12 protein-coding genes are annotated in these 18298 nt (G+C 73.9%); 3 read left to right on the top strand and 9 right to left on the bottom strand.

Annotation, left to right across the window (positions count from 1 at the left end):
- Positions 1-27: 27 nt before the first annotated feature.
- From ACGF0D_RS16060 to ACGF0D_RS16030, 7 genes are all read right to left on the bottom strand, one after another.
- On the bottom strand, positions 28-828 hold the full coding sequence (locus ACGF0D_RS16060) for an NAD-dependent epimerase/dehydratase family protein (protein ID WP_392916536.1): 801 nt from the start codon (positions 826-828) through the stop codon (positions 28-30).
- The gene (locus ACGF0D_RS16055; protein ID WP_392916534.1) at positions 825-2126 is read right to left on the bottom strand and encodes a hypothetical protein; all 1302 of its coding nucleotides are present in this window, start codon (positions 2124-2126) and stop codon (positions 825-827) included. Before ACGF0D_RS16055 ends, ACGF0D_RS16060 begins: the two co-directional genes overlap by 4 nt.
- Positions 2120-3418 carry a glucarate dehydratase family protein gene (locus ACGF0D_RS16050; protein ID WP_392916531.1) on the bottom strand — a complete coding sequence of 433 codons (1299 nt, stop codon included), beginning with the start codon at positions 3416-3418 and terminating at the stop codon, positions 2120-2122. Before ACGF0D_RS16050 ends, ACGF0D_RS16055 begins: the two co-directional genes overlap by 7 nt.
- On the bottom strand, positions 3418-4407 hold the full coding sequence (locus ACGF0D_RS16045; protein WP_392916528.1) for a 5-dehydro-4-deoxyglucarate dehydratase: 990 nt from the start codon (positions 4405-4407) through the stop codon (positions 3418-3420). The genes ACGF0D_RS16050 and ACGF0D_RS16045 overlap by 1 nt, the downstream gene beginning before the upstream one ends.
- Before the next feature lie 62 nt (positions 4408-4469).
- Entirely contained in the window at positions 4470-5393 is a 924-nt protein-coding gene (locus tag ACGF0D_RS16040) for a carbohydrate ABC transporter permease (RefSeq protein WP_392916525.1), read from the bottom strand.
- Positions 5390-6409 (bottom strand): carbohydrate ABC transporter permease, encoded by a 1020-nt coding sequence (locus ACGF0D_RS16035; RefSeq protein WP_392916523.1) that lies wholly within the window; start codon positions 6407-6409, stop codon positions 5390-5392. Before ACGF0D_RS16035 ends, ACGF0D_RS16040 begins: the two co-directional genes overlap by 4 nt.
- Positions 6409-7743 (bottom strand): extracellular solute-binding protein, encoded by a 1335-nt coding sequence (locus ACGF0D_RS16030; protein WP_392916520.1) that lies wholly within the window; start codon positions 7741-7743, stop codon positions 6409-6411. Before ACGF0D_RS16030 ends, ACGF0D_RS16035 begins: the two co-directional genes overlap by 1 nt.
- Positions 7744-7818: 75 nt before the next feature.
- Here ACGF0D_RS16030 and ACGF0D_RS16025 point away from each other — a divergent pair, with 75 nt between their 5' ends.
- Positions 7819-8640: an IclR family transcriptional regulator gene (locus tag ACGF0D_RS16025; protein ID WP_392916517.1), complete on the top strand. Its 822-nt coding sequence runs from the start codon at positions 7819-7821 to the stop codon at positions 8638-8640.
- Between the two features lie 79 nt (positions 8641-8719).
- Here the strand turns inward: ACGF0D_RS16025 and ACGF0D_RS16020 are convergent, their stop codons facing one another.
- Positions 8720-12196, bottom strand: coding sequence for a cellulose binding domain-containing protein (locus ACGF0D_RS16020; protein ID WP_392916514.1), 3477 nt, complete (start codon positions 12194-12196; stop codon positions 8720-8722).
- A gap of 265 nt (positions 12197-12461) precedes the next feature.
- Positions 12462-13475: a chitinase gene (locus ACGF0D_RS16015; RefSeq protein ID WP_392916511.1), complete on the bottom strand. Its 1014-nt coding sequence runs from the start codon at positions 13473-13475 to the stop codon at positions 12462-12464.
- A gap of 252 nt (positions 13476-13727) precedes the next feature.
- Between ACGF0D_RS16015 and ACGF0D_RS16010 the strand changes: the two genes are divergently transcribed.
- Positions 13728-15392: a glycosyl hydrolase family 8 gene (locus ACGF0D_RS16010; RefSeq protein WP_392916508.1), complete on the top strand. Its 1665-nt coding sequence runs from the start codon at positions 13728-13730 to the stop codon at positions 15390-15392.
- Between the two features lie 137 nt (positions 15393-15529).
- A complete protein-coding gene (locus ACGF0D_RS16005; RefSeq protein WP_392916505.1) occupies positions 15530-18292 on the top strand; it encodes a BTAD domain-containing putative transcriptional regulator in 2763 nt (920 codons plus the stop codon).
- The last annotated feature ends 6 nt before the right edge of the window (positions 18293-18298 follow it).

Raw genomic sequence — 18298 nt, 5'->3', positions numbered from 1 at the left:
GGGCGGGCCGCGCCCGGGGAGCGCGCGTCAGGCCCGCGGTGCGGGCGGCTCCGTGCGGGTGAAGTGCCCGCCGATCAGACGGGCGTCGACGTGGCCGGGATCGAGCTCGCCGTGCTCGGCCAGGACGGCCGGTGCGTACGCCTCGGCGTCGTCCCGGGGGCGGTAGCCGAGGGCGCGGGCGGAGGAGAGGTCCCACCAGGCACGGGTGTTGGCGCTGATGCCGTTGACCACGGTGTGGCCGACGTCCGGTGCGGTGAGGGCCGCGTGGACCAGTCGCGCGCAGTCGTCGGGGCTGAGCCAGGTGGCCAGCATCCGCACCGAGCGGGGGCGGGCGAAGCAGGAGCCGATCCGCAGGGAGACCGTCTCCACGCCGTACTTGTCGGCGTACAGGGCGGCCAGGTTCTCGCCGAACGCCTTGGAGAGGCCGTAGTAGGTGTCCGGGCGGGCCGGGATGTCGGAGCCGATCGGGGCCGTGCCGGTGAGCGGGTGGAAGCCGACGGCGTGGTTGCTGCTGGCCAGCACCACCCGGGGCACCCCCTCCTGCCGGACGGCTTCGTAGAGGTGGTACGTCCCCCGGATGTTGGCGTCGAGGATCGCCTCGAAGCCGTCCTCGACGGAGATCCCGCCCAGGTGCACGACGGCGTCCACGCCGCGCACGGCGGCCCGGACCGCCTGCGCGTCACGCAGGTCGAAGCGCAGCGCGTCCGGGGCGCCGGGCACCGGCAACAGGTCGGCGGGGACCAGCCGGTGGCCGTAGGCGGGCAGGCGCTCGCGCAGGAAGGTGCCGACACCGCCCGCGGCGCCGGTGAGCAGGACGGTGCCGGTCATCGTGCTCCGATCTCGGAGGCGGACGGCGATCGGGGCGCGGGCGCCGGTTCGGGCGCCGGTTCGGGCGCCGGCCGTTGCGGGTCCGCCGGGGCCGCCGGAGCCGCCGGAGCCGCGCGGAACTCCGCGGCGAGGACGGCCGCCAGCGGCAGCCGGTCGGCCGGGGCCAGGCCCAGGTGGTAGAGGCTGAGCCGACTCGCCCCGGCCGCCCGCAGGCGGCGGACGTGTCCGGGCAGCCGCGCCGGGTCGGCGGGCGGCAGCAGGGTGACGTAGGCGTCGACCACCGGGTGGCGCAGCGCGGCGCGCCGCAGCAGCTCGGCGCTTTCCGCGCCGGTGGGCCAGCAGGGCACCAGGACGGCGTCGACCTCGGCGGCGGCGACGGCCGTGAGCCCTGGCGAGGGCCCGGTGGCCCAGGGGTCGGGGTGGGCGTGCAGCGTGACGGGCACCGCGGGCAGGGCGGCGCGGGCGGCGGCCACCGCCCCGCGCCGCAGGGCGTCGGCGGCCGCGTGCCGTACGGCGAGCACGGCCTCGCCCGTCCCGGCGGGCAGCGGGGCGCCGTCGGCCGCCGCCCGGCGCAGCTGCCGGACGACCTCCGCGGCGTCCAGCCCCGCGGCCCGCCAGCCCTCGCGGCAGGCCCCGCAGCAGCAGACGGACAGGGCGCGCAGCGTCTCGGGTCCGTACGCGCCGTCGGTCTTCTCGTGGCAGTCGGCGTGCACCGCGCCGAGCTGCCCCGCGGACTCCAGCGACACGCCGTGCACCGCGCCGGCGGGCAGACCGTGCAGGGCCTCCGCGGTGAGGGTCGCGCAGTGCTCGCGGACCTCGGGCCGGGCGGGGCACAGGGCGTACGGGTAGGGCTCGCCGAAGCAGTTGACGACGGTGAGGTCGGGGTGGCGCCGGCCGAGGCGGCTGTTGTGGGCGAGCACGATCCAGGCGGTGACGGGCAGTCCGGCCTCGGCGAGGGCGGCCACGGCGGTACCGGCCGGGTCGGGTTCGCGCAGCCAGTCCGGCCCCAGGGGCACGAGTCGGCGGCCGGCCCAGGCCGGTGCGCGCACCGGCCGGTAGAGGGCGGTGCGGTGGGCGTCGACGTAGCGCCGGTGCGGGTGGTGCGGGGTGGCGGCCCTGGTCGCGTGGTAGCCGATCGCCAGGGTGACGGAGTCGGCGCCGCAGGCCCGGGCCCGGGCGGCGAAGCCGGGGTCGCCGAGGACGTCCCAGGGGTAGGCGTGCACGGAGACGTGCGGCCTCGGGCTCACCGTCGGGTTCAACGTCGGACTCACCGCCGGGTTCGGCGTCGGACTCACCATCGGGGGCGCCTCTTTCGGTAGCCGGGTTCGAAGCGGGCGCGGTAGGCGGTGTCGTCGCGTTCGCGGATGCCGCAGCGCCGGTAGTTCTCGTGCAGCCGGGCGAGCGCGTCCGGGTCGAGCCGGACGCCGAGGCCGGGGCGGTCGGGGACGCGGACGGCCCCGTCGGTGATCGGCAGCGGGTCGGCGACCACGTCCACGCCGCCCTGCCAGGGGGTGTGGGTGTCGGCGGCGTAAGTGAGTTCGGGCAGGGCGGCGCCGAGCTGGGTCATCGCGGCCAGGCTGATGCCGAGGTGGCTGTTGGAGTGCATGGAGACGCCGACGCCCCAGGTGCGGCAGATGGCGGCGAGCTCGGCGGAGCGGCGCAGCCCGCCCCAGTAGTGGTGGTCGGCGAGGACGACGCCGACGGCGCGGGCGCCGAAGCCGGGCGGGAGGTCGTCCGGGGCGACGACGCACATGTTGGTGGCGAGCGGCATGGGGGCGCGCCTGGCCACCTCGGCCATGCCGGCGATGCCGGGCGTCGGGTCCTCCAGGTATTCGAGCAGGCCGTCGGTCCGCTCGGCGACCTCGACGGAGGTCTCGACGCTCCAGGCGGCGTTGGGGTCCAGTCGCAGCGGGTGGTCGGGGAAGGCGGCGCGCAGGGCGCGGACGGCCTCGATCTCCTCCTCGGGCGGGAAGACGCCGCCCTTGAGCTTGAGGGAGCGGAAGCCGTACCGGTCGACCAGTTGCCGGGCCTGCGCCACGACTCCGGCCGGGTCGAGGGCTTCCGGGTACGGGTCGGCGTCCCGGTCGGGCAGCGGTGCGGGTGGCTGGGTACCGGGAGCGGGGTGGCCGGGGTGGCCGGCCCAGCGGTAGAACAGGTAGGCGGCGTACGGGACTTCGTCGCGGACCCGGCCGCCCAGCAGGTCGGCGACCGGGCGGCCGGTGAGCTGCCCCTGGAGGTCGAGGCAAGCGACCTCGAAGGGGCTGAGCACCTTCAGGGTGGTCCGCTCGGGGCCGGGAGCGCCGGTGAGGCCGTGCCGGTCGGGTGCCTCGGCGGCGCCGAGGGCGGTGCGGACGCGGCGCAGCAGGCCGTTGGTGTCGAAGGGGTCGAGGCCGGTGAGGGCGGGGGCGGCGCGGCGCAGCAGGTCGAGGTGCGGGGCGTCGCCGTAGGTCTCGCCGAGGCCGGTCAGGCCGTCGCCGCAGCGCAGTTCGACGATGGCGCGCAGGGCCCAGGGCTGGTGGAGGCCCGCCGAGTTGAGCAGCGGGGGGTCGGGGAAGGCGACGGGGGTGACGACGGCCTCGCGGACGCGCATCAGGCCTCCCCGTTCGGCGAGGCTGCGTTCTCCGAGGCTGCGTTCGGCGAGGTTGCGTTCGGCGGGGCTTCGTTCAGGGCGGCGAGCGCGGCCCGGCCGCGGGCGAGGATCGCGGCGAGCTGTTCGACGTGCTCGGGGGTGGCGTCGACCAGCGGGGGCCGGACCGGACCGAGCTCCAGGCCGCTGAGCCGGGCACCGGCCTTGACCAGGGCGACGGCGTAGCCGGGCACCCGGTCCCGCAGGGCGACGAAGGGGAGGTAGAACGCGGCGAGCAGGGCATGGACGACGTGGTCGTCGCCGCTCTCCACGGCGCGGTGGAAGGCGGTGGCGAGGTCGGGGGCGAAGCAGAGGACGGCGGAGGAGTAGCAGTCGACGCCGATCGCCCGGTAGGCCTGGACGGAGAGTTCGGCGGTGGGCAGCCCGTTGAGGAAGCCGAAGTCGGCGGCCCGGGGGTGTCCGCTGGTTCGGACGGCGGTGACCAGGCGGAGCATCGCGTCCACGTCGCCGAGGCCGTCCTTGAGACCGGTGACGGTCGGCACGTCCAGCAGGGCGACGGCGGCGGCCGGGTCGAGGACGGCGTTGGCGCGCTGGTAGACGATCAGCGGCAGCTCGGTGGCCTCGGCGACATAGCGGATGTGCCGGACGAGTCCGGCGGGGGTGCCGGTCACGAGGTACGGCGGGAGGAGGAGCAGGCCGTCGGCGCCGCAGCCGGCCGCGGCGAGGGCGAACTCGCGGGCCAGGCGCGGCCCGCCGCCGCAGCCGGCCACGACGGGGACCCGGCCGTCGGCGACCCGGACGGCGGTGGCCACGACGTCCCGGTACTCGTCGGGGCCGAGGGCGGTGAACTCCCCGGTGCCGCAGGCGACGAAGAGGGCCGCGGGGCCGGCGGCGAGCTGCCGTTCGAGGTGGTCGGCGTAGACGGCCAGGTCGACCTTGTCGTCGGTGGTGAAGGGCGTGAGCGGGAAGGAGAGCAGGCCGTGCAGGCGCATGGGGTTTCCTGTCTGACGATCCGATGGTCGGGGGTCCGGCGGTGCGGGAGGATGATCGGTTCTCAGCCCTTGACGGCACCCGAGGTGAGGCCTCGCAGGAACTGCCGCTGCATGGCGAGGAAGGCGAGCACGCTCGGCAGCAGGGCGAGCAGGGCGGAGGCCAGCAGCACGCCGATGCCGACCTCCTCGTCCGCGCGCAGGGTGCGCAGCGCGAGCGGCAGGGTGAACTGCCGGGCGTCGGTGGCGACCAGCATGGGCAGCAGGTACTGGTCCCAGATCATGGTGAAGCCGAAGATGCCGATCACGCCCAGGGCGGGGCGGCACAGCGGCAGGATGACGGACCAGAAGATCCGCAGGTCACCGGCGCCGTCGAGGCGGGCGGCCTCCTCCAGCTCGACCGGGATCTCCTTCATGAACTCGGCGGTGACGAGGATCGAGAAGGCCCAGGCGCCGACCGGGAGGACCATCCCGGCGAGGGTGCCGATCAGGTCGAGGTCGGAGAGCACCAGGGAGAGCGGGATGGCGAGGACCTCCTCGGGGAGCATCATCGTGCCGAGGATCAGCAGCAGGACGAGCTGCGCGCCCGGGAAGCGCCGGCGGGAGAGGGCGTACGCGGCGGAGACGCTGACGGCGATCTGGAGCAGCAGGCCGCCGCCGACCACGACCAGGGAGTTGGCGAGGTAGCGCAGCACGTCGCGGTCGAGGGCGGCGCGGAAGTTCGCCAGGGTCGGACGGGTGGGCAGCAGGGAGAGCGCGGTGGGGTCGGTGACCTCGGAGAACGCGCCGGCCAGCAGGGCGAGCAGCGGCCCGGCGAAGACCAGGACGAGCAGCGCGTACAGGGCGGTGCGGGCGAGCGCGGCGAGCGGGCCGCGGCGGGCGGCGAGCCCGAGCGCGGTGTCGGTGGCGACGGCGGTGCCGCGCCTCGTCGCGCCGCTCGTCGGGCGTTTCGTCGCGCCGCTCGTCGGGCGCCTCGTCGGGCCGCTCATCGGGCCGCCGCCCTTCCGGTGGGGCGGCCCCCGCCGCGCCGGGCACGCAGGGCCAGGGTGAGGACGACGGTGGCGCCCAGCAGCACCATGGAGCCGGCCGCGGCCACGCCCAACTCGTTCCGTTCCAGGCCGAGTTTGTAGACGAGAGTCATCAGGACCTCGGTGGAGCCGTTGGGCCCGCCGTTGGTGAGCAGGAAGATCTCGGTGAAGACCCGGAGCCCACGGATGGCGGCCAGTGTGAGCAGGACCGCGAAGGCGGGCCGCAGGGCGGGCAGGGTGACGTGCCAGAGCCGTCGCGGGGTGCCGGCGCCGTCGACGGCGGAGGCCTCGTACAGGGTGCGGTCGACACCGGCCAGCGCGGCCAGGAAGATCATCATGTCGTACGGTGCGCCCCGCCAGATCCCGACGCCCATCACCGACCAGAGCGCGCTGTCCGGGCCGTTGAGGAACTGGGAGGGGCCGAGGCCGAGCCAGCCGAGCAGGGTGTTGACGGCGCCGCCGGCGGCGGGGTGGTAGAGGATTCGCCAGACCTCGGCGACCACCGCCATCGCGGTGACGACGGGCAGGAAGACGGCGGTGCGCACGATCCACAGGTGGCGGGCGGTGCCCTCCAGCAGCAGGGCGAGCAGCAGGCCGAGGACGAGCGAGCCGCCGGTCTGGCCGACCGCCAGCAGCACGGTGTGCCCGATGGCCGCGAGGAAGGCGTCGTCGGTGACGACCTGCTGGTAGTTGGCGCCGCCCACCCAGCGGTCGCCGAGGTACGGGCGCACCTGCTGGAAGCTCATCTCCAGGGCACGGGCCATCGGCAGGAACTTGAAGAGGCCGAAGAGCAGCAGCGCGGGGGCGAGGAACAGCCAGGGGGTCAGCGCGCCGGTCGGGGACCGCCGCCCGGCCGGCCGCCCGGTGCGCCACGGCCGGGGCCGCACGCCGGACCGGGGGCCGTCTGCCGGGGCACCGTCCGCGGGTGGCGACGGTGCGTCGCCGGCCGGGCCGGCGGTGACCTCGGCGGCCGCCATCAGGAGCCGGCTCCCTGCTTCTCGAGTTCCGCGGCGAAGGCGCCCGCGAGCTTGCCGAGCGCGGCCTTCGGGTCGGTGCCGCAGTCGGCGGCGAGCGAGTTGAGCGCCTCGGCGGAGGCCTGCCGGAACGGCGTCCACTCCGGCATCACGGGCACGTACCGGCCGGCCTCGCGGTAGGCCTTGTCGAACACCTGCCAGCGTTCGTCGGTCCGGACGGCGGCGAGGTCCACGTCCCGGTTGACCGGCAGCCGGACCACGTTGCCGTCGGTGTCGCCCATGCCGAGCCGCTGGCCGTCGACGCCGATCAGGTACTCGGCGAACTTCCGCTGCCCGGCGGGGTTGTGGGAGCCGGCCATCAGGTAGACGTTCTCCCCCTCGGCGAGGACGGCGGGCTTCCCGGCCGGGGCGGGGCCGGGCGGCAGGGCGACGATCTCGTACTTGTCCCGGCCGAGGCTCTTGTCGAAGCGGGCCAGGTTGTACGGGCCGGTGAAGTAGATGCCGCCCTTGCCGGTCTCGAACAGCGGGTGCGCCTGGGTGGTCTCGGTGGTGACGGCGCCGGGCACGACGCTCTTGTCGGCGCAGAACTGCTTCTGCAGCCAGCGGGCGGCGGTGAGCGAACCGGGGTTGTCGACGGCGGGTTTCGGGTGGTCGGGCGAGCCGGTGAAGTAGTCGCCGCCGGCGGCCCAGAGGAAGCTGGAGAAGTACCAGTCGAGGTAGCCGCGCTTGGTGCTGCCGGGGACGACGTAGCCGTAGGTGTCGGGTTTGCCGTCGCCGTCCGGGTCCCGGGTGGTGAACGCGGTGGCGAGGGCGTCGAGTTGGTCCCAGCTGGTGGGCACCGGCAGGCCCAGCCGCTCGCGCCAGTCGCGGCGGATGAAGAGCGCGAAGGTCTGGGCGGAGAACGGGACTCCGTAGTACCTGCCGTCGGCGCCCTTGGCCGCGTCCCAGGCGGCGGGGACGAGCCGGTCGCCGCCGGCCAGCGCGGCCCGGTCGACCTCGCGCACCAGGCCCTGCTTGACCAGGGTGCCGAGCTGGGCGGTGTCGTTGACGATGAGGTCCGGCAGCTTCTTCTGGGCGGCGGCCTGCTGGAGTTTGGTCTCGAAGTCGTCGAAGAGCGCGGTGACGTGGGTCGGCACGCCGGTCGCGGCGGTGAACGCCGCGGCGAGGCTCTGATGGGTCTTCTCGGTGTTGGAGCCCGGGGGCTTGCGGACCCAGATCTCCAGCGGGGCCTTGTCGTTCGAGGCGGTCGATCCGCTCGAACCGCACCCGGCGAGGGCGGTCAGCGCGAGCGCGGCGGCCAGAGCGGCCGTCCGGAGGCGTGCGATTCTGCTGAGCATCGGAATCCCGTCTACATATATGGACAGAATCTCTGGACATGGCAGCGCTTCAAGGAGAAGTTAACGTTCGCTACCATGACCGTCAACACTCCTGAAGCACCCAACGGGACGGTGGACATGAGCCCAGCCCAGTCGGACGTCGCCACGGTCAAGTCGGCCGAGCGCACGGTGCGCATCCTGGAGGCCCTGGCCGCCTCCCCCACCCGGCTGACCCTCTCCGAGCTGCAGGAACGGCTCGGCTACCCGAGGAGCAGCCTGCACGCCCTGGTCCGCACGCTGCGCGAGCTCAAGTGGGTCGAGGCCGACGAGGGAGGCTCCGCGTTCGGCGTCGGCCCGCACGCGCTGCTGGCCGGTACTGCCTACCTGGACCGCGACCCGGCCCTGCCGTACGCGCTCGACGCGCTGGAGGACCTGCGGGCCGAGATCGGCTTCACGGTCCACTTCGCCCGGCGCGACGAGGCGTACGTGCTCTACCTGGCCAGCCGCGAGTCACGCGACAGCATCCGGGTGATCTCCCGGGTGGGCCGCCGGCTGCCCGCGCACATCACCGCGCTGGGGCAGGCCCTGCTCGCCGAGCTGACCACCGGGGAGGTGGACGCCGTGCTCCCGCGGAAGCTGGCGGCCTTCACCGAGGAGACCATCACCGACCGGGACCTGCTCCACGCCGAACTGGCCGAGGTCCGGGACCGCGGCTGGGGGCTGGAGGTGGAGCAGGGCACCGAGGGCATCGCGTGCATCTCCGCCCCGGTCCCCTACCGGATCCCCGCCACCGATGCGATCAGCTGCTCGATGCCGGCGGACGCCGCCACCTTCGAGCGGGTCGAGACGGTGTCGAAGGCGGTGGTCGCGCACACCACCGCCCTCGCGGCGACCCTCCGCCGGCACGGGATCAGATGACCCGACCGGTGGCCGGTCCCGGTCGGCCCGGCGGGTCCACCGGGGCCGGCCGGGCCGGCGGGATCAGGGCGTGGCGGGATCAGGGCGTGACCGGGATGTTCGTCAGCCCGGAGACCGCCCCGGTCACCGTGTTCGAGGCGTACACCACGTTCGGCCGGCCCGCGCAGGCCGAGGTCGAGGTGACCTTGACGGCATAGGCACCGACGCCGCCGAGGTCCGAGGTGTTGCCGCGCCAGACGTTGCCGCAGCCGTTCGCGAAGGACGGTGAGGTGGACGGGTTGTGGGTCTCGTACCCGTTGGCGAAGACCCCGGGGCCGGCGAAGCTCCCCCGGTTGCCCTCGATCCGGTAGCCGCTCCCCTTGACGTCCACCCAGGAGTCGGCCGAGTTCTCACCGGAGATCCCGCGGCCGTCGAAGGTGTTGCCCCGGATGATCCCGTCCGCGGTGCCCTCCTTGACGTCGACGGCCTCGGCCGCGACGTACGGGCCGATCCGGTTGTTCTCCACCAGCACCCGGTCGGAGCGGTCCACTCCGCCGGAGTTGCCGTGGCAGGCCCAGTTGGAGCCGGCCGAGCCGAGGTAGACGCCCTCGCCGTAGCCCGGCTGCACCAGGCCGGTGTACTCGACCACCGAGTTGCGGATCACCCCGTCGGCGGAGGAGCGGCGGAAGTGGACGCCCTCCTCGTCGATGTGGTGGACGTACAGGCCGTCGATCACCACGTGCGGGGAACCGTCGAGGACCACGCCCTTCTTGGAGTCCTTCACGGTGAAGCCGGTCAGGTTCCAGTAGGGCGCGTCGGAGAGCCAGAGCCCGTAGCCGGAGTCCCAGCCGGCGGTGGGCGCCGGGCAGTCCGGGGCGTCACCGGAGGGCCCGTCGTTGACCAGCACGGCGGTGCGCGGACCGGTCAGGGTGATAGGCGCGACGGCCGTCCCCGCCCGCCGGGTCAGGAAGGCGCCGTGGTACTCGCCCGGCGCCAGTCGGATCGTCTGCCCGGGCGCGGCGGAGGACAGCGCGGCGCTCAGCTGGGCGGCGGTGGCGACGTCCACCACCTCACCGGTCGGGCCGGTGGGCGTGGCGGTCGGGGTCGCGGTCGGGCTCGACGTCGGGGTCGCGGTGGGCGTGGCCGTGGGCGAGCCCGTCGGGGTCACCGTCGGCGTCACCGGGCCCGAACCGCCGTCGCAGGGCGCGCCGTTGACCGTGCAGCCGGACGGCAGGCCGAGGCCGGCCGCGTTGAAGCCGAAGTCCTCCTCCTGGCCGGGGCCGATGTCCTGGTTGTAGGCGACGTTGGTGAAGGTGTGGCGCTGCCCGCTCTGCGTCCGGGTCGAGGACCAGCTGCCGGAGACCGTCGTCCCGGCCGGCAGGTCGAAGGCGACGGCCCAACCGTGCGTGGTCGTCGAGCAGTTGTTCTTCACGAAGACGTTCATGCCGTAACCGCTGTCCCACACCGAGGTCCGGACCGTCCGCGCGGTCAGGCAGCCGCCGGGCGTTCCCGTCGGGGAGGCCGTCGGGGAGGCCGTCGGGGACGGGCTCCCGGTCGGCGAGGCGGTGGGCGAGGCGGTCGGGGACGCGGTCGGGGACGCCGTGGGCGAGGCCGTCGGGGACGGGCCGCCCCCGGCCACCGACTTGAGGAAGAGCGACTCCGCGGTGTCCGTCCGGGTCGCGTCGACCCCGTGCCCGCCGGTGTAGTCCAGTTGCTCGCGGCCGGCCCAGTCGGGGATCGGGGTGCCGCCCTGGTCGAGGTGCCGGAACGCCGTGCCCGTCCAGCCGAACTGGTACACCCGGTGCCGGTCCGGGTAGTACGCCGTGTACCCGGCGCCCGCCGTGGCCTGCTTGGACATCGCGTTGTTGAAGAAGACGTTGCGCGGTCCGGTCGAGCCCGACCACTTCACCGCCTTCTTCCCCGCGCCCCACCAGATCGGGAACCAGGTCGACGCGTCCGGCCCGCCGCCGCCCTCCTCGCCGCAGTTGGAGCGGCAGTTGGCGGAGCGGTGCTCGTACGGCACGGTCACCGTGTTCAGCTCGACCAGGTTGTTGCGCTCCCAGCCGCCGTGCAGGTTGACGTCCGAGTCGAAGTCGTTGCCGATCGCGACGTTCCCGGAGGCCGACCACTGGAAGGTGAAGTGCCGCAGGTTCCGCGAGGTGTTGCCCGCGTACAGCGAGTCCCAGACCCGGGAGCCGCGGAAGTAGCCGTTGCCGCCCTTGCCCTTGTTCCAGGAGCCGTCCAGCTGGTTGCCGACGATCTGCAGGTGGTAGGCCTCCTCGGTGACGATCGGGTGCGAGCCCGTCATCTCGGTGCGGATGCCCCTCACCCAGGAGTCGGCCGCCCACTTGAAGACGATGCCGTGGATCTCGTCGGCCGGTGACATGTTGCCGTAGTCGTGCACGGCGTCCGCCGGGTCGAGGCCGGGCATGTCCTGGGTGAGCGAGAATCCCTCGAAGCCGACGCCGACCACCGGGTCGACGAGCGGCGCCGCCTTGGAGTCGTACACCGCGCCGTCGATCGGGCCGGAGCCGTCCGAGACCGAGGTGACCGGGACGTCGTACTCCAGCGGTTTGTCCAGGGTGACGGTCCGGTTGGAGGTGTCCACGGCCTTGACGGTGAAGATCTGCTGGCGCATGTGCATGTTGAGCAGCGGGCCGTCCACGGGCTGGATGTCCTGCTGGGCGTAGAACTTGAGGGAGTTGGCGGCCCGGATGTTGACCAGGCCGCCGACCTTGAGGTCGGTCAGCGCGCCCGAGGCGGCCAACGGGACCACGGTGTCCCCGGTCCGGGCGGCGAAGCCGGGGTCGCCGGTCTTCTCCCGCAGCTTCACCCCGGCCTTCCAGTGCACGTTGACGGTGCCCTCGAAGAGGTCCTTCCGGTTGGCGGGCGCCGCCGCGTAGTCGGAGGCGTAGCTCTGGTGGACGGCACGGGACTGGACGCGGAAGACGCCTCGGCCGGGCCAGATCCAGCCGCCCTTGCCGGCGCCCGAGGTCATCGCGTCCTCGTCCCAGTCGGAGCCGTCCGGGGTGAGGGTGTCGTAACGGGTGTTCGCGTCCGGGTGGAAGACGATTCGGGTACCGCCCGCGCCGCTGCCCGCACCACGCAGGATCAGGTAGTCGGCGTCGACGCCGATCTGCCGGGAGAGGTTGAGCGTGCCCGCCGGCAGGGTGATCAGTGAGAGTCTGCCGTAGCCCGCGCTCGGCGAGCAGGTGACGCGGACGGCGTCGATCGCGGCCTGGAGGCCGGCCGAGTCGTCCGCCCCGTCGTCCGGCTTGACACCGTACTTCGAGGCGAGCGTCGCCGGGGTGATCCGGCAGGCGGGGTCCGTAGTGGTCTCGGAGTCGCCGGGCAGGTCGGCACCGCCGCGGTAGCCGGCCTTCGACCAGTCGTAGAGACCGGCCACGGGGGCCCGCCGGTTGGCCTTCGACAGGTCGAGCGCGGTCCGCGCCGCGCCCGCCGCGGCCTGGGCCGGGGCCCCGGCGGGAGGGGACGCGCCGGCGGCGACGGCGATGACGCCGGACGCCAGCAGCAGGGCCGTCGCACTGGTCAGTGCGACGAAGGGTCGTGTGGACAAGGGACCTCCAGAGCAGTGGGGGGAGAGGTACCGGGTGCCGCCCAACATGGTGATGACAGGCGTTCACCAGGTCAATGGCTATCCAAAAACACGAATAGATTCCACATATGTGGACACGTTCAGGGCGTGCGTCGCCACCTTCACCGGCGACACGGCCGACACAGCCGACACCAGCGACACAGCCGACAGTCGACAGGCGACACCGCCGAGCCCGACAGGAGGCACGGCCGCGGGCGCCCCACCGCCCACGGCCACCGGGGCCGCCTCAGCCCTGGTACTGGACGACGATCTTGGTGAAGTCGTACGGGGACTGCGCGACGCCGCTGCACGCGTCGGCGTCCGTGCCGGAGCCGCAGGCGCGGTCGCGGTTGACGGACCAGAAGGAGAAGCGAGCGAGGTGGTGCTGCTGGGCGTAGCCGAGGATGGCCCGGAAGTCGCCGGTGGTGACGGTCTCCCCCGCCTCGTCGGTCTTCCCGTTCATCGAGGAGACGCCGATGTGCCGGTACGCCACGTCGTCGGTGTAGCCGTAGGCGCTCTTGACCGCCGCCTTCAGCCCGTCGAGCGCACTGACCGTGGCCTGGCCCATGGTGCCGCTGTGACCGCCGAAGTCGAAGGGCATCACCACCCAGCCGTCGTTCGCCAGGCCCGCGGCCGCCCCCCGCTTGATCAGGTCCTTGCCGTTGGCGTCCGGGCCGGTCGGCGTGGTGCCCAGGGTGACGTAGGTGACGATGCCGGGGTTCCTGGTCTTGACGATCTTCAGCGCGTCGACCACCCGCTGACGGACCGTCGCGTTGCCGAACTCGGTGTTCTCGATGTCGATGTCGAGCGCCTTCAGATGGTAGGCGTCGATCACCTTCTGGTAGGCGCCGGCCAGCGCGCTCGCGCTGGAGCACTTCTCGCCGAGCTTGTTCCCGCTCCACCCGCCGACGGAGATCACGACGTCACCGCCGGCCGCCCGGATCGACTTGATGGCGGCCTCGTCGGAGCCCCCGGTGAGCGCCCGGCTGCCGTCCCACTTCGGGTTGCACCCGCCGTCGGAGAGGATGAAGGCCAGGGTGAACCACTTGACGCCGGTCGCCTTCATCACGTCGGTCGGCTTCTGCGGGTTGCCCCAGCCGAGGTACTCGTACGGCGCGGCGGCCATCCCGGGCACGGCCGCCGCGGCGAAGGCCGAGGGGGCCGCCGTCGCGGAGCTCGCGGGGGCCAGCAGGAGGGCGGCCGGGCCGAGGGCGGCGGCCAGCAGCGGGGCGGTGAGACGGACTCCAATGGTCGTGCGCACGCCAACTCACTTTCGTCGATCCGTCAGATGCCTCACAGAATCAGGGCACCGGGCGCCAGGGTCAATGAGTTTGGTTAGGAAAGTTTCCCAATGGTGCGCCGACAGCATCGACGGCACCGACAGCACCGGCAGTGCCACCGCCCGCCGGGCTGACGACTTTTGGAAACTTTCCTAACTATGACTATTGACGCGCTCCCGTCGGGTCGCGATCCTGAACCGCACTCCCCCGCACGACCAGAGAATCGAGCAGACATGCGTCGACTCAAGAGTGCCCTCGCCACCGCCGTGCTGGCCCCCACCGTCCTGGCCCTGCTGCCCGCCGCGAGCGCCGCGAGCGCCGCCGCAACGACTGCCACCACGACCGCCGCCGCGACCCGCTACGAGGCCGAGAACGCCTTCGTCTCACAGGGCGCCGTCGCCACCAACCACACCGGCTTCTCCGGCAGCGGCTTCGTCGACTACACCAACGTTGCCGGCAGCTACGTCGAGTGGACGGTCACCGCCGCCACCGCCGACCCCGCCACGATCACCCTCCACTACGCCAACGGCACCACCGCCGACCGCCCGATGGAGATCCGGGTCAACGGCGCGGTCGCCGCCGCGAGCCAGTCGTTCCCGGCGACCGGCAGCTGGGACACCTGGGCGAACGCCACCCTCACCGTCCAGCTCACCGCCGGCGCCAACACCGTGCGCGCCACCGCCCTGAGCGCGGGCGGCGGCCCCAACGCCGACTACCTGGACGTCACACCGCAGTCCACCTCCGGCGGCCCGGGCGTCCCCTTCGGCAGCCACACCTTCCCGTACGCGGCGGGCACGCTGCGCCCGAGCGGCGCCCAGGCGACCATCGACCAGCAGGTGATCGACAAGTACAACGCCTGGAAGTCCGCCTTCCTGAAGCAGAACTGCGGCAACGGCTGGTACCAGGTCATCTCCCCCGACGCCGACCACCCGTACGTGGCCGAGGGGCAGGGCTACGGCATGGTGATCACCGCCCTGATGGCCGGCGCCGACGCCAACGCGAAGACCGCCTTCGACGGCCTGGTGAAGTACATGCTCGCCCACCCGTCGGTCAACAACGCCAACCTGCTGGCCGCCGAACAGGACGCCTCCTGCAAGAGCGTCAACGGCTCCGACTCGGCGACCGACGGGGACCTCGACGTCGCCTACGGGCTGCTGCTCGCCGACCGGCAGTGGGGCTCCACCGGGACGTACGACTACAAGGACCTCGCGGTCAGGCACATCAACGCGATCAAGGCGAGCGAGATCAACCCGACCACCCACCTGACGCGGCTCGGCGACTGGTCCGGCTCCGGCGACTCGCTGTACTACGTCACCCGCTCCTCCGACTGGATGATCGACCACTTCCGCGCCTTCAGGACCGCGACGGGCGACAGCGCCTGGGACACCATCCGCACCGCCCACCAGAACCTGATCACCTCCCAGCAGTCCACGTACGCCTCCGGCACCGGCCTGCTGGCCGACTTCGTGGTCAACACCAACACCACCCCCAAGCCCGCCACCGGGCAGGTCCTGGAGAGCCCCAACGACGGCGACTACGGCTGGAACGCCTGCCGTGACCCGTGGCGGATCGGCGCCGACGCCGTGACCAGCGGCGACCCCGCCTCGCTCGCCTCGGCGCGCAAGCTGAACTCCTGGATCAGGACCAAGACCGGCGGCAACGCGGGCAGCGTCGTCACCGGCTACCACCTCAACGGCTCGGCCTTCGACACCGGCAAGGACATGGCGTTCACCGCGCCGTTCGCCGTCACCGCCATGACCGACCCCAACTCCCAGGCCTGGCTCGACGCCCTGTGGGGCAAGCTGGTCTCGACGCCGATCGACTCCTCCCTCTACTACGGGAGCAGCGTCCAGCTCCAGTCGATGATCGTGGTCTCCGGCAACTACTGGCTGCCGTAAGCCCGTTGGCCCCCGGTGACGGCCGGCCCCTCCCCGCGGGGGCGCCGGCCGCCGCCCTCCCCCCGCCGCCGCCGTGAACGGCCCGATAAGGTGCAGGCCCGAGGGGGGCCGAGGACCGACAAGACCACAGGTGCGACGTGCGGATTCTGCTGCTGGGACCGTTGGAGCTGCGGACCCCCGAGGGCGCGGCCGTCCATATCGGAGGCGCCCGGCGCCGCGCCGTGCTGGCCGCACTCGCCCTGGACGCCAACCGCGTCGTCCCGGTCGAGCGGCTGCTCGACCTCGCCTGGGACCACGCCCCGCCCCCCACCGCCCGCGCCGCACTGCAGGGCCACGTCGCCAGACTGCGCGCCCTGCTCGGCGACGGTCTGCACCTGGAGACCCGCGCCCCCGGCTACGTGCTGCGCGCCGACCCCGACCTGATCGACGCCCACCGGCTGGACCGGCTGCTCGACCGCGCCCGCACCGAAACCGCCGACGAGGCGGCCGTACCGCTGCTGCGCGAGGCGGTCGCGCTGCGGCGCGGCCCGACACTGGCCGACTGCGGCTCCACCACGCTGCGCGAGGGCGCGGCCGCCCGGCTGGAGACGCTCAGGATCGAGGCCCTGGAACAGCTCGCCGAACGGCTGCTGCGCACCGGCGGGGCCGCCGACCTGACCGGCGAACTCACCGAAGCACTGGCCGGGCACCCGCTGCGCGAGTCGCTGGTCCGCCTCACCATGCTCTGCCTGCACCGGGAGGGCCGGACCGCGGAGTCCCTCGCCCTCTACGAGGCGACCGCGCGGCGGCTGGCCGAGGAGGCCGGGATCGACCCCGGCACCGCACTCCAGGAGGCCCTCGCCCAGATCCGCCCCACACCGCGGCCGCGGCCCGTCGCCGCACCGGCCCGACTGCCGCGCGAGCCCGGCCGCTTCGTCGGACGGGACACCGAACTGGCCTGGCTGGGCCGCCAGAGCGGCGCGGACGGCGGCCCGACCACACCGGCGGACGGCGGACGGCGGCTGCTGCTGGTGACCGGCCCGGCGGGCGTCGGCAAGACGGCGCTCGTCCTGCGCTGGGCGCACCGCAACGCCGCCGCCTTCCCGGACGGCCGGATCGGCGTCAACCTCCGCGGCTTCGACGAGACCGCGCCGCTGAGCCCCGAGGAGGCGCTCACCGAACTGCTGCGGGGCCTCGGCGCCGAGGACGGCGCCCTCCCGGCCGACCGGGAGGAGCTGCTGGCCGCCTGCCGGACGCTGCTGGCCGGCCGCCGGGTGCTGCTCGTGCTGGAGAACGCCCGGGACGCCGAGCAGGTGCTCCCGCTGCTGCCGGCCGAGCCCGGCTGCGTCGTGGTGGTGACCAGCCGCCACCGGCTCACCGGGCTGCTCGCCGTCGAGGGCGCGCGGGCGCTGTCCCTGGAGTCGCTCCGGGCCGAGGAGGCCTTCGGGGTCCTCGCCGGGGTCGCCGGCCGGCCGAGACTGGAGGCCGAACCGGAGGCGGCGGAGCAGGTGGTCGGCCTGTGCGAGGGGCTGCCGCTGGCGCTGCGGATCGCCGGCTCCCGGCTGGCGACCCGGCCGCACTGGCGGGTCGCCACCCTGGCGGGCGAACTGTCCGACGAGCGCTCCCGGCTGGCGGCGCTGGCCACCCAGGGCGCGCTGAGCGTCGCGGCCGCCCTGGAACTGACGGTCCGCACGCTGCCCGAGCCGGCCGTCGCGCTGTTCCGGCTGCTCGGCGTCCACCCCGGCCAGCAGGTCGACACCGCCGCGGCGGCCACCCTGGCCGGCACCGACCGGCGGACGGCCGCCGCCGCGCTGGACCTGCTGCACCAGGCCCACCTGGTCGAGGAGAGCGCGCCCGGACGCTTCGAACGCCACGACCTGGTGCGGCTGCACGCCCGGCAGGCCGCCGAGGAACTGCCCGACGCCACCCGGGAGGCCGCCCTCGCCCGGCTGGTCGACCACTACCTGGCCGCCACCGCCGCCGGACTCGTCCTCGCCCGGCCGGACGCCCGCCACCACCTCCCGGCCCACCCGCCGACCGGCGGCGCCCCGCGGTTCGCCACCTCGGCGGACGCCCTGGCCTGGTTCCGGGCCGAGGAGCCGGCCGTCCGCGCCCTGATCGCCCTGGCCTGCCGGTGGGACGCCCACGAACACGCCTGCCGGCTGGTCGAGAACGCCGGCTACCTCTACCTCGACGCGGGCCTGTTCCGCGCCTGGGAGGAGGCGGCCCGGCAGGCGCTGACCGCCGCCGAGAGCGCCGGCACCGCCGCGAACTGGCCGCACCTGTACTCCAACCACAGCCTCTCGCTGGGCTGGCTGGGCCGCAGACCGGAGGCCCTGGAGCAGTCCGCGCGCGCCGTCGCCGTCGCCGACCCGCAGAGCCTGCCGGTGCTGCGGCACCGCTACCTCAGCATGCGGACGAGCTTCGCGGACGACCACGGCGAGCCCGGCACCGCCCTGCCGGGCTTCGCCGAGACGGTGGCCCACGCACGCGAGTTGGGCGATCCCCGACTGCTCTCCCAGGCGCTCAACAACCTGGCGCACACCCTGTACCGGGCGGGCCGGGCCGCCGAGGGCCTGGAGCCGATCGAGGAGTCCCTGGAGCTGCTGGCCGGGCGCGAGTCCGACCCGTACCTGGTGATCTCGACCAAGACCTACGCCCAGGTGCTGCGCGCCCTGGGCCGCACCGACGAGGCCGTCGAACAGATCCACCGGGCGCTGGAACTCGGCCGGGCGCAGGGCAACCAGGCCCACGCGGAGTTCGACTTCGCCGACTTCATGGGGCAGGTGATGGACGACCGGGGGCTGGTCGCCGAGGCGCGCCGGCACTGGGAGCGGGCCCTGGAACTCGCCTCCGAGCAGGGGCGGATGACCCGTCAGGTGGAGCTGGTGCAGGCCAGGCTGGCGCGCCTGCGGCCGTGACCGGGG

Origin of the sequence: Kitasatospora sp. NPDC048298 (assembly GCF_043201465.1) — a bacterium.
GTDB lineage: Bacteria > Actinomycetota > Actinomycetes > Streptomycetales > Streptomycetaceae > Kitasatospora.
This window is presented reverse-complemented; position numbering and strand designations above follow the sequence as displayed.

Excerpts from the sequence above, each read along its gene's own strand:
- ACGF0D_RS16025 (WP_392916517.1), top strand. The coding sequence starts at position 7,819 with ATGACCGTCAACACTCCTGAAGCACCCAACGGGACGGTGGACATGAGC.
- ACGF0D_RS16035 (WP_392916523.1), bottom strand. The coding sequence starts at position 6,409 with ATGGCGGCCGCCGAGGTCACCGCCGGCCCGGCCGGCGACGCACCGTCG.
- ACGF0D_RS16045 (WP_392916528.1), bottom strand. The coding sequence starts at position 4,407 with ATGCGCCTGCACGGCCTGCTCTCCTTCCCGCTCACGCCCTTCACCACC.
- ACGF0D_RS16010 (WP_392916508.1), top strand. The coding sequence starts at position 13,728 with ATGCGTCGACTCAAGAGTGCCCTCGCCACCGCCGTGCTGGCCCCCACC.
- ACGF0D_RS16050 (WP_392916531.1), bottom strand. The coding sequence starts at position 3,418 with ATGCGCGTCCGCGAGGCCGTCGTCACCCCCGTCGCCTTCCCCGACCCC.
- ACGF0D_RS16040 (WP_392916525.1), bottom strand. The coding sequence starts at position 5,393 with ATGAGCGGCCCGACGAGGCGCCCGACGAGCGGCGCGACGAAACGCCCG.
- ACGF0D_RS16060 (WP_392916536.1), bottom strand. The coding sequence starts at position 828 with ATGACCGGCACCGTCCTGCTCACCGGCGCCGCGGGCGGTGTCGGCACC.
- ACGF0D_RS16030 (WP_392916520.1), bottom strand. The coding sequence starts at position 7,743 with ATGCTCAGCAGAATCGCACGCCTCCGGACGGCCGCTCTGGCCGCCGCG.
- ACGF0D_RS16055 (WP_392916534.1), bottom strand. The coding sequence starts at position 2,126 with ATGGTGAGTCCGACGCCGAACCCGGCGGTGAGTCCGACGTTGAACCCG.